This window comes from Saccharothrix mutabilis subsp. mutabilis, assembly GCF_039521145.1.
GTDB lineage: Bacteria > Actinomycetota > Actinomycetes > Mycobacteriales > Pseudonocardiaceae > Actinosynnema > Actinosynnema mutabilis.
In genome coordinates, this window is the sequence record NZ_BAAABU010000033.1 from 66,764 (window position 1) to 78,396 (window position 11,633).

Annotated in this window: 7 protein-coding genes; 2 read left to right on the forward strand and 5 right to left on the reverse strand. The window is 72.0% G+C overall.

What is annotated here, in order from left to right; translation table 11 throughout:
- Positions 1 to 26: 26 nt before the first annotated feature.
- Entirely contained in the window at positions 27 to 191 is a 165-nt protein-coding gene (fxsA, locus tag ABD126_RS37035) for an FxSxx-COOH cyclophane-containing RiPP peptide (protein ID WP_343940029.1), read from the reverse strand.
- Between the two features lie 231 nt (positions 192 to 422).
- Here fxsA and ABD126_RS37040 point away from each other — a divergent pair, with 231 nt between their 5' ends.
- Positions 423 to 1,550, forward strand: coding sequence for an aKG-HExxH-type peptide beta-hydroxylase (locus ABD126_RS37040; RefSeq protein WP_343940030.1), 1,128 nt, complete (start codon positions 423 to 425; stop codon positions 1,548 to 1,550).
- A 4-nt stretch (positions 1,551 to 1,554) separates the two neighbouring features.
- On the opposite strand, the gene ABD126_RS37045 is transcribed toward ABD126_RS37040, so the two are convergent.
- Together ABD126_RS37045 and ABD126_RS37050 are read right to left on the reverse strand one after the other, a co-directional pair.
- Complete coding sequence (locus ABD126_RS37045) at positions 1,555 to 2,142, reverse strand: DUF3558 family protein (RefSeq protein ID WP_343940033.1); 588 nt, start codon at positions 2,140 to 2,142, stop codon at positions 1,555 to 1,557.
- A gap of 87 nt (positions 2,143 to 2,229) precedes the next feature.
- The gene (locus ABD126_RS37050) at positions 2,230 to 4,227 is read right to left on the reverse strand and encodes a cellulose binding domain-containing protein (RefSeq protein WP_343940035.1); all 1,998 of its coding nucleotides are present in this window, start codon (positions 4,225 to 4,227) and stop codon (positions 2,230 to 2,232) included.
- 279 nt (positions 4,228 to 4,506) lie between these two features.
- On the opposite strand from ABD126_RS37050, the gene ABD126_RS37055 reads away from it, so the two are divergent.
- A complete protein-coding gene (locus ABD126_RS37055) occupies positions 4,507 to 5,529 on the forward strand; it encodes an ABC transporter substrate-binding protein (protein WP_343940037.1) in 1,023 nt (340 codons plus the stop codon).
- Between the two features lie 322 nt (positions 5,530 to 5,851).
- On the opposite strand, the gene ABD126_RS37060 is transcribed toward ABD126_RS37055, so the two are convergent.
- Together ABD126_RS37060 and ABD126_RS37065 are read right to left on the reverse strand one after the other, a co-directional pair.
- Complete coding sequence (locus ABD126_RS37060) at positions 5,852 to 9,325, reverse strand: non-ribosomal peptide synthetase (RefSeq protein ID WP_343940039.1); 3,474 nt, start codon at positions 9,323 to 9,325, stop codon at positions 5,852 to 5,854.
- A partial coding sequence (locus ABD126_RS37065) for an AMP-binding protein (RefSeq protein WP_343940041.1) occupies positions 9,319 to 11,633 on the reverse strand: 2,315 nt, incomplete at its 5' end. The genes ABD126_RS37060 and ABD126_RS37065, both read right to left, overlap by 7 nt.

Here is an 11,633-nt window from a genome sequence, read left to right on the forward strand (position 1 = left end):
ACCCGGTTGGCGGGCACGAAGGAGCGCTACAACGAACTTTGGAAGGCGGCGTATTGGTCCTCCAGTCCTCTCTCCAGCAGGATCCGGCGAAGTGACGCGCCGAGCGCGGGAGCGGCGATCCGGTCCAGGTCGCGCGGTTCCAGGTCGGCCAGGTCGAGCAGCTCGGACTCCAGTACGCCCTCGTCAGACACGGTCCACCCCTCCGCGCGCGGATCCACCCCCGGTGCCCGGCCACCACCGGCACCGAACACCGCAATGCGCCGTTCGGACGACGTGCGCCAACCGTTCGCGGTGTTCGACTGAAGGTTAGCCGAGAAATCGCCGACCCTCGCGCGCCGCCCCCGGTTTTTCGAGATCATTTCCCCGGAATCGGCGCCCGGGGTTACGCCGACACCCGTTCCCGAACCGCCCGAGGAGCTTCCTTGCCCGCCTTGTCGCGCATGCCCCGGCCCACCTTCGACGCCCTCGCCCGGGGCGGCGGCGGTCCCGCGGCGGTCCGCCTCCTGGTCGGGGCGCGGCGCAGCCGGACGCTGCAACTCATCCGCCACATCGCCGACCGGTCGGCCGTGGCGCGCCGGGCCTTGGAGGTGGTGAAGACGCTGCCGGCGGCGGCCGTGCACCGCGTGGTGGACCACCCCGCCGTGGGTGAGTGGGCGACCCGGACCGCGATCGGGCGCGGTTCGCCGGCCGGCTTGGCGTTCGTGGCCGCGGCGGCGGCCGTTCGCGCTCGCGCCTCCGTAGTCGTGGACCTGCCGAGGTCGGGCACGGCCTCACTGCCCACCCTCGGCCGGCTGGAAGGGCACCCGCACGGCCGGGTCGCCGTGGACGGCCTCACCTGGCGACCCGCGCCCGAGGTGGTGGTGCCCGACGGCCCGACGTTCGCCTTGGAGCACTGGCCGGACGGCGGCCCACCCACCCGCCTGCCCCTCACCGCGGAGTTCGACGTGGGGCGCTGGCAGGACACGATCACCGCCGCGTGGTCGGTGCTGACCCGGGCCCACGGCGAGGTCGCCGCCGAACTGGCCGCCGCGATCACCGTGCTGACCCCGCTGGCGACGCCAGGCGTCAACAGCGCCACCCACGCGGACGCGTTCGGCTGCGTGTTCCTGTCCCTGCCGCACGACCCGGAATCCGCCGCCCTGACCCTGGCGCACGAGCTGCAACACACGAAACTGGTCGCCTTGATGGACCTGTTCCCGTTGGTGCGGAAGGACTCCGGCCAACGCTTCTACGCCCCGTGGCGCACCGACCCCCGCCCGGCCATCGGCCTGCTGCACGGCGCGTACGCCCACCTGGGCGTCGCCGGCTTCTGCCTGCGAGCCGGCCGCGAGACGGAGTTCGCGCGCTGGCGACGAGCGGCCCTGGACGTGTCGAACACCCTGCTCGCCGGCGCGGCGCTGACCGACACCGGCCGCGACTTCGTCCAGTGCATGGCAACGACCCTCGAACAGTGGTGCACCATCAAGGTCTCACCGTCGGCCCAACACGAAGCCGACCACCTGGCCGCAACGCACCGCACGCGGTGGCGGGCCGCCAACCCCGGGGACTGAGGGCTCAGGCCGGCAGGCGGTCCAGGGCGAGTTCGGCCAGGGAGCGTGCCGCTTCGCACTGGTCGCGGGGAGCGTCCCCCTTCGTCACGACGAACAGTTCCAGCACCGGTCGGTCGTCCGGGTCCTCGACGGGTTCGCGGAGCAGGACCTTCAGCGTGCAGACGGGCGTGCCGCCGCTACCGGAGGTGCGCGCCGGGTGGCCGGACACGGTCGTCTTGTCGCCCAGCCACGCCACCGGTTTCGGGGTCGTGAGCAGCACGCCGGCGTCCGGGCGGCCCTTGGCGTCGACCGTGCCGCCGATCGACCACGCGCACTTGCCCGGCCCGTTCGCGACGCCCTCCGCCGCCTCGACCCCCACGGCCGCGGTCACTTCCGCCACCGTGAGGAGGCCGCACAGGTCCTCGGCGGTCTTCTTGGGACTCTCGACCTTCTCCGCCCACATGTCCGCGACTTCCTTGGGCAGAGAAGACGGGATGGTGCGCGTGGAGGTGGGCGTGGGGTCCGGTTCGGCGGGCGCGGGTGAGCAGGCCGCCGTGAAGGCGAGAGCCACCAGCGCCGCTGCCCAAGCCGAACGCGCGGCGAGGCGGGTCACGTGCGGAACTCTAATCGACGGCACGCCCGGTCCACGCGGTTTCGCCGAGAACCGCCCCGCCCGGACCTCGGGCGGGGCGGCCGTGGGTCAGCGCGTCGTGCAGAGCGTGCCGTTGAGCGTGTACCTGGTCGGCAGCACGTTGGGGCCCTGGTACGCGCCGACGAAGCCGGCGGTCGCGGTGGCCCCGGGCGCGAGGCGGGAGGTGCTCGACACCCGCACGTCCCCGCCCGTCTGCGTCCAGTCCGCGTTCCAGCCGCTGGAGACCTGCTGCCAACTCGTCGGCCACGTCCAGGTCAGCTGCCAGCCGTCGAGCGGTTGGGTGCCGGTGTTGGCGATCTCCACGTTGGCGACGTAACCGTTGCCCCAGTTGGTGGTCTCGCGGAAGGCGACCGCGCACGTGGACGTCGTGGGCGTGCCGGTGGTGAACGCCAGTGGTTCGGAGGCCCACGAGACACGCCCCGCGCCGTCGCGCGCCACCAGGTTGACCGTGTAGTCGGTGCCGGGCTTGAGGTTGGCGACGGTGAAGGACGACCCGGTGGTCTCGCCCCACTGCTCCCCCGCCGTGCCGGCGTGCCGGTGCACCTCGTACTTCACGCCCGCCGGCGGGGTCGGCCAGCTCAGGGTCGCGGTGGTGGCGGTGACCGCGTCCGCCACCGGGCGGGGCGGGGTGGCGGGGCCGGCGGTGGAGCCGGTCGGGCGCAGCACCAGCGTGGTGATCGAGTACGGCGGCAGGGTCGCCGCGGACGCGCTGCCGGACGTGGTGGCGATCCCGGCGTCGCCGTTGCCGAAGCTCAGCACGCGCGCGTCGGCGGCCGGCGCGTACCCCGCGTACCGCAGGGACACCGTCTTGGCGTTGTCCGGGTCCTGGTTCACCAGCATCACGGCCAGCCCGCCGTCCGTGCGGCGCGTGGCGTGCGCACGCAGGAGCGGGTCCGTGCTGGACGCGGCGACGAACCGGTCACCGGGCCGTGCGAACCGCGACACCATCGCCAAAGCGTGGTACGGCGCGAACGGCGTGTTCAACGCGGGCTGGCACACCTCACCCGAGCAGTTCCCGCTCGACAGCAGGCCGAAGTCGTCGTAGTCGGTGTGCCCGGCGACCGTGGACACCGTGCCCATTCCATTGTGGACGTTCCACCAGTCGACGTTGAACACGCCGTTGGCCAACAGGGTCGCGTAGGCGTCGGCCGCGAACAGCGCGCCGGGCTGCGTGTTGCGCCCGTAGGAGGTGTTGACCTCGGTCATGGCCATCGGCAGCTCCTTGCCCGCGAACCGCCGGGCCTGCTCACGCGCCAGGCGGACCATGTCCGCGACCCGGTCGGTCTTGGTCAGCACCTCGGCCCCGCTGCCGCCCGGGTACCAGTGCAGGATGCCGAAGTCCACCACCGGTCCGGCGATCGAGAGCACCACCTGGTTCCACGACCCGGCGTCACCGGCGGCGGTGATGCCGTCCGGCCACTCGCCAGGCGAGGTGAGCACCGCGCCGACCTTGATGCTCGGGTCGACCGCCTTCATCGCCGACGCGTACTCGACCACCAGCCGGGCGTACTGGTTCGGGCTCTTGTCGGGGTGGTTGTCGGCCTCCCAACCGGACCCGTAGTGCCCGTTGCCGTAGTTCTCGTTCCCGATCTCCCAGTACTGGACCCCGTACCCCTTCTCCACGTTGGCGTACCTGACCCACTCGGCGGCCTCCTCAGGCGTCCCGGTCCCGTAGTTGGCCGTGATCACCGGTTGCGCGCCGGCCCGCCGCACACCGGCCATGAAGTGGTCGAAGCTGGTGTTCGGGGCGACGTACCCGCCGGGCGCGGTGTGGTCGCGCCAGTGGTAGATGTCCGAGTAGGAGCCGCCGGGATAGCGCATCGCGCCGACGCCCGCGTCCTTCAGCAGGTCGGCGACGGCGTCGGTGCCCAGCTGAGCGTCCCAGATCGCGTGGTTGACCCCGACGGCCGTCGGATCGACCGCCGCGAGCCCGGCCCGCGCGTTGACGGTGACCGTCACATCGGTTTCGGCGGACGAGGCCGGCGGCACGAGCAGCGCGACCACCAGGGCGGCGGGAAGGGACAGCACGGCAAGGCGCGGTCTCATGGGCGGTCCTCATCGACAGTGCTGACTGGGAGCGTTCCCAGAGTGGGGCGGACCCGATCACTTGTCAATCACCCCGACAGCCGCACCCCACAGTCCACAATGGACTCAAGACCGAACCCTCCCGCACCGAGGTCCGACCTGCGCTGGATCGGTGAACGGGACCCGACGCGCGGGTGAACGTGATCCGCGTCGCAGTGTCGCGCATTGCTTTCTTAGGTAAGCCTTGCTTCACTTGCGACGCTCCAAGCCCCACTGCACGTCCACCGAAAGGGTGTTGCCATGTCTCGCAGGGTTCGTCTGTCCGGCAGAGCGTTCCGGGCCTTCTCCGCGGGTTCGCTCGCGACCGTGCTCGGGTTCGGCCTGATCGCGTGCGGCGACGTGCAGGACGCCTCCACGCAGACGACCCCGACGTCGAGCGCGGGCTCCTCGGCCTTCCCGGTGACCATCGAGCACAAGTTCGGCAAGGCCGAGATCCCGAAGGAGCCGACCAAGGTCGTCGTCGTGGGCACCGCCACCGACGACCTGGACGCCGCCATCGCGCTGGGCGTCACCCCGGTGGCGTTCTTCAACAAGTCCGGCGGCGACGCGGTCCCGAGCTGGCTCAAGGGCAAGCTCGACCCGGCCAAGACCAAGATCGTGGACGCCGCCGCGGGCGTGGACCCCGAGCAGGTCGGCAAGTTCACCCCGGACCTGATCCTGGCCACCTCCTCCTACGGCCTGGAGCAGGAGTACCCGAACCTGGCCAAGCTCGCGCCGACCGTCGGCTACGCCACCGACTGGGGCAAGCAGACCTGGCAGGAGCACGTCCAGGTGGTGGCCAAGGCGCTGGGCAAGACCGCCGACGGCGACAAGGTCATCTCCACCACGCAGGCCGCGATCGACAAGTTCAAGGCCGACCACCCGAAGGCCGCCGGCAAGACCTTCACCGCGTCCGTCGGCAACACCGCGGGCAAGATGTTCACGCTGGTGTCCAAGGAGGACTTCGCCGTTCGCCTGATCGAGCAGACCGGCCTCACGCTGAGCCCGACCGTCGCCGACGCGACCAAGAACGAGTCCGGCAGCCCGACCGGCACCCTCAACCCGGAGCAGTACGACAAGCTGGCCGCCGACCTGGTGATCGTCGCCTTCACCACGCCGGACCTCAAGCAGGCCTTCGAGTCCAACCAGCTCGTCGCGCCGGTCAAGGCCGGCAACTACCTGTCGGTGGACATGGAAACCATCTCGGCCCTGCGCTACCCCACTGCCCTGGACATCCCGTGGGTGCTGGAGAAGCTCAAGCCCGGCGTAGACAAGATCGCCTGACACAAGCACAAAAAGGGGCGCGCTTCCCGCAGGGAAGCGCGCCCTTCCCTTTTGGGCTGCCAAGCCAAGGAAGGGCCTCGGTTCGTTCCCCGTACGGCCTGGGCAAAGCCCAACCACGCTTCACCGTTCTTGGCAACCACGCTTCACCGGTTGCCAAGAACGGTGAAGCGTGGTTGCCTCCGGCAGGCCGTACGGGGAACGAACCGACGCCCTTCCACCCCCGGGGGCCTGCCGCGCGGCGAGCGCTGCTTTTCAGCTTTGGGTTTTGAACACAACCGGTTCCCAGTCCACCCCCCAGGGGGCGGCTAACCCACACCTTCCCTCAGAGCTGCGCTTCCAGGTCCTCCTCGGACAGCGCGTCAACCTCCAGGAAGATCTCCGCGACCTGCGCCAACCGCCCCGGCACCGACTCGTCGGCCTGCATCCGAGCCGCCATCGCCCCCACCGTCAACGTCCCGAACAACGTCCGCACCGTCACCTCCGAGGTGTCCAGCGCCTCCCGCAACCGCCCCACGATCATCGTCGCCAGCACGGAATCCCCACCCAGCGCGAAGAACGGGTCGTCCAACCCCACCCGCTCGACGCCGAGCACCTCGGCCCACACCTTCGCCAGCACCTGCTCCACCGCGGTCACCGGAGCCACGTAGCTCTCGGTCTCGGCCTGCCACAAAGCAGCCACCGCCTTGCGGTCGACCTTCCCGTTGGCGGTCAACGGCATCTCGTCCAGCACGACCACCCGCACCGGCACCATGTGCGGCGGCAGCAGGGACTGCACGAAGGAACGCACCGCGTCCCCATCGACCGCACCAGCCACGGCCGCCACCAACTGCGTCCCAGCCACGCCCGCCGCCCCAGCCACACCCGCCGCCCCAGCCACACCCGTCGCCCCAGCAGCCCCAGCAGCCCCAGCCGCACCGGCCACACCTGCGACACCGCGTCGCACACCGGGGTACTCGGCCAACGCCGCCTCGACCTCGCCCAACTCGATGCGCATGCCGCGCACCTTCACCTGGTGGTCCCGACGCCCGAGGAACTCGACCGTCCCGTCCGGCCAGTACCGCGCGAGGTCCCCCGTCCGGTACCAACGCCGACCTTCGAACCCCACGAACCGGTCCGCCGTGCGCGAGGGGTCAGCCCGATAGCCGTGCGCGACGCCATCCCCGCCGATCCACAGCTCACCGGTCACCCAGTCCGGACAGTCCCGACCCCGCACGTCGACCACCCGCAGCGCCACGTTCCGCAAAGGCGTGCCATAGGGGACGGACCGCCAGTGCGGCGGCACCCCGGTCGACGCGTCCACCTCGCACACCGTGGAGTGGATGGCGGTCTCGGTCGTGCCGCCCAGACCCGCGAACCGGCACGCCGGGGCCTGCGCGTGCACGCGGCCCGGCAGGTCCGTCCCCACCCAGTCGCCGCCCAGCAGCACCGTGCGCAGCCCGGACAGCTCACCGGGCCGGGCCGCCACCAGCAGCATGTCCAGCAGCGCCGGCACGCAGTTGACCAGCGTCACCCCACGAGCCACCGCGAGTTCGACCCACCGGCGGGCGTCCTTGCGGTCGCCCTCCTCCACCAGCACGACTGCGCCACCGACCGCCAGCAGGCCGAACACGTCGTAGACGGACAGGTCGAACTCCAGCGCCGACACCGCGAGGCACCGATCAGCGGGCCCGACCCCGAACCGCTCGTTCAAGTCGTCGATCGTGTTCACCGCAGCCCGGTGCGGCACCTCGACACCCTTGGGCTCACCGGTCGAGCCAGACGTGAACAGCACATACGCCACGTCCTCATCCCCACCGCGCACCGGCTCGGCCAACGGCTCGACCGACGGCTCGACCGCGCTCGACACCTCCGTCAGCACATGCTCAAGCCCCGCGATGCGTCGAATCCGCTCGGCCCGCGCCGGCGGCTGGTCCACTCCGATCGGCACGTACCCCGCGCCCGCCGCCAACACGCCCAGCACGGCCGCGATCTGGTCCGGCCCCTTGGGCAGGCTCACGCCGACCAGGTCACCGACCGAAACACCCTTGTCCCGCAACGAAGCCGCGATCCGCAACGCCCGGTCCGCCAGCTCCCCATAGGTCTGGGCGCCATCCCGGCCCCACAACAGCGCGGGCGCGTCCGGGGTGCGCCGGGCCTGGGCGAAGAACCCGTCCTGCAACAGGTTCCCGCTGCGCGGCCCGTCCGTCGCGTTGGCCCGCGCACGAACCTCCGACTGCGCCGCCGGGAGCGCGTTGCCCACCGGCCGCTCCCACACGTCGTCGCGCTGGCCGAGACTGGTCACCAGGTCCCGGAACGCGGCGAACATCGCGTCCACCACGCCCTCGGGGAACGACCCCTCCCGCACGTCCCAGTTGATCAGCAGGCCTTCGTTGACCTCGGTGACCTGCGCGTCCAGCAGCACCTGCGGGCCCTGCGAGATGATCCACACCGCGTCGCCGAAGCAGCGGCGCACCCGTGCGTCGAACAGCTCGCCCAGGTTCAGCGCGCTGGTGAACACGACCGGGGCCAGCACCTGCTCGCCGTGGTGGCGGGACAGGTCGCGCAGCACCTCCACGCCGGAGTACGCCGAGTGCGCGGCGTCCTCGTGCATGCGGGCCTGCAACGCCTTGGCGTGCTCGGCGAAGGGGGCTTCCTCGGACAGGTCCACCTCCAGCAGCACCGAGGAGGTGAAGTCGCCGACCAGCTTGTCCACGTCCGGGTGGGTGCTCTGCCGGTCGAACATCGGCAGGTTCATCAGGAACCGGGGCTGCGCGCTCCACGCCGACAGCGTCTCTGCGAACGCGGCGGCCACCGCCATCGCCGGGGTGAGGCCGTGCTCGTGGGCGCGGGCGGCCAGCCGCTTGCGGTCCTCGGGCGCGAGCCAGTGGTGCCGGCGGGTCACGCGCGAGGAGTCGCCCTCCACCAGCGGCAGGTCCGGCGCGGTGGGCAGCTCGGGGATCCGGTGCTGCCACCACTGGCGGGCCTGCTCGCGCTCGGCGGCCTTGGTGACCTCGCGCTCGGCCAGGTAGCGCGGGTAGCTGTAGGCGATGGGGGCGGGCTCGTGGTCGGGCTCGTCGTAGAAGCGGGCGAGGTCGGCCAGCAGGACCCGGTAGCTCAGGGCGTCCGCGGCGAGCATGTCCACGTCCACGTGCAGCCGCGCCTTCCCGCCGGGCAGGCGGGAGAGCTGGATCTTGAACACCTCGCCGCGCGCCACGTCCAGGCGGGCGTGCGAGGAGGCGTCGCGCAGCTCCTCCAGCGTCCGCTCGACCACGTCCTCGGCGGCCTCGCGCAGGTCGTGCACGACCACCGGGTCCTGGCGGCGCCGCGGCAGGATGCGCTGGCGGCCGTCATCGCCGAACTCCGCGCGCAGCATCCCGTGCCGCGCCACGAGCTTGCGCACGGCGTCGGCGAGGCGCTCCGGGTCGAGGTCGGGCCCGTCGAACTCCACGTACAGGTGGGCGGCGACGGACCCGAGCGTGGCTTCCTCGTCGCGGCCGATCCAGTAGGCGTGCTGCATCAGGGCGAGCGGGAACGGCGCGTCCTCGTCGACCTCGACCGCGGGCTCCGGCTCGGGCGCGACGCCGGCCGCCTCGGCGAGGATCTCCCGCCAGCCGGCCAGCGTCGGGCGCTTGGCCAGCAACGCGAACGGCACCTTGATGCCGCGCCGCCGCCACTTGTTGGCCACCTGCATGAGCTGGATGGAGTCCAGGCCCCACTCGATCAGGCTGTCCTGGTCGGACAGGCCCGCGGCCTCGGGCCCCAACAGGTCGGTGACCTCGCGCAGGAGTTCCCCCGCCGTCGGCTGCTGACTCACCACGTGCCCAGCTCCACTTCGAACTCGTCGATCTCTGCTTCGGAAACGTCCACCAGGGCCGTGTCCCGCGTGGTCGGCGCGCTGCCGGCCAACGCGGTGCGGAACGAGGAGACCAGGCCGGGTTCGTCGGCCCCGACCACCTCCACCCGCAACTCGTCGCCGATGACGACGGCGTTGACCTCCAACGCCCAGTGCTCCACCTTCGCCGGCACCCGCAGCACCGGCGCCTCCGGCGCGGGCGTCCACGGCGACCCGTCGCCCGCGCGCAGCCGGCCGTGGTAGTTGACCACGATCGTCGGCTCGCGCAGGCCCGCGAGCGGGCGGACCAGGCCGTAGCCGATGCCGTTGTCGGGCAACGAGTCCAGCTGGTCCTTGATGTCGCGCAGCCGCGCGCCGGGGCGCAGCCGGACGGGGAAGACCGTGGTGAACCAGCCGACCGTGCCGGACAGGTCCACGCCGGGCGCGATGTGCTCTTCACGGCCGTGGCCTTCGACGGCCACCACGACATCGCCCTTGCGCCCGCGCCAGGACTCCACAGCCTGCGCGAACGCTGAGAGCAGCAACTCCCGCACACCGGCCTGCTCCGCGCCCTCGGGCAACGGCGCCGAGAACGCCGTGACGTGCCCGCCGCCCCTGGTCAGCACGAGGTCCGCGCCGTCGAGGACATCCCGCCACAGCCCCGTCTCGCCGCCGCGCTCCTGCGCGGCCAGCAGTTCGGCCCAGCGGCGGAAGGACGTGCCGGTGCGGGTCAGCGGGCGGCCGGCCCAGGCGTCGGCGAGGTCGTCGGTGAGGATGCGCCAGGACACGCCGTCCACCACCAGGTGGTCGGCGACGACCAGCACCCGGTCGGGGGCGAACCACACCACCTGGACCAGCCGGTCGGGCGTGAGGCGGTCGCGGGCGGCGAGCAGCTCGTCGTCCAAGCCGCGCTCGGCCTTGCGGATGATCTCCTCGGCGTCGAACGACTCCTCGGGCACGACCAGCGTGGTGCCGTCCCACCGGGCGCGCAGCACGTCGTGCCGGTCGAGGACCGCCTGGACGGTGCGGGCCAGGCCCTCCCCGGTCAGGCCCTCGGGGGCCACCAGCAGCATCGCCTGCGCGAGACCGCCCTTGGTCCACCGCATGATCGGGGTCGGTTCGACGCGGCCCACCGGGTCGTCGGTCGTGACCACGGCCGCCGCCGTGAGCGCCGCGAGCGCCGCCGGGGTGCGGTGCTCGAACACCTGTCGCGGCGTGATCGCCACCCCGGCCTTGCGGGCGCGGCTGACCAGCTGGACGGACATGATGCTGTCACCACCCAACGCGAAGAAGCTGTCCTGCGTGCCGACCCGCGGCAGCCCCAACACCTCCGCGAACAAGGCGCACAGGACGGCCTCGCGCTCGGTGGCCGGCGCGGCGTGACCGGCCAGCGCAGCGAAGTCCGGCGCGGGCAGGGCCTTTCGGTCCAGCTTGCCGCTCGGGGTGAGCGGCAGTTCGGGCAGCTCGACCACGACCGCCGGGACCATGTGCTCGGGCAGCACGCGGGCCAGGTCGTCGCGGATGTCCGCCCGGCCCACGACGTAGGCCACGAGCCGGTCGTCCCGCACCACCACGGCCGCCTGCCGGACACCCTCGACCGCGCTCGCGGCGGCCTCGACCTCGCCCGGCTCGACCCGGAAGCCCCGCAGCTTGACCTGGTCGTCGGTGCGGCCCAGGTACTCCAGGGCGTCTCCCCGCCGCCGCACCAGGTCGCCCGTGCGGTAGAGGCGCTCGCCGGGCGCGAACGGGTCGGCCACGAACCGGGACGCGGTGAGGCCCGGCCGGTTCAGGTAGCCCTGCGCGAGCTGGACACCGCCCAGGTACAGCTCCCCCGCGACGCCGTCCGGCACCGGGCGCAGCGCGCGGTCCAGGACGTGGACCTGGGTGTTCCACACCGGGCGGCCGATCGGCACCGTGGTCTCGCTGGCCCCTTCGGACACCGGCCAGTACGTCACGTCCACGGCCGCTTCGGTCGGGCCGTACAGGTTGTGCGTGTGCGGGAGGGCCTGCGCGAGGTCGGACGGAAGGGCTTCGCCGCTGCACATCACCCGCCGCAAGCCCTCCGGTCGGGCACCCGACTCCACGAAAGCCCTCAACATCGACGGCACGAAATGCACCGTCGTCACCCGCTCACGATCAATGAGATCCGCCAGATACACCGGGTCCTTGTGCCCGTCGGGCTTCGCCACGACCAGCGTCGCGCCGGTGATCAACGGCCAGAAGAACTCCCACACCGACACGTCGAAACTCGACGGCGTCTTCTGCAACACCCGATCATCAGCGGTCAGGCCGT

Coding starts and splice junctions, on each gene's coding strand:
- ABD126_RS37055 (WP_343940037.1), top strand. CDS start 4,507: ATGTCTCGCAGGGTTCGTCTGTCCGGCAGAGCGTTCCGGGCCTTCTCC.
- ABD126_RS37050 (WP_343940035.1), bottom strand. CDS start 4,227: ATGAGACCGCGCCTTGCCGTGCTGTCCCTTCCCGCCGCCCTGGTGGTC.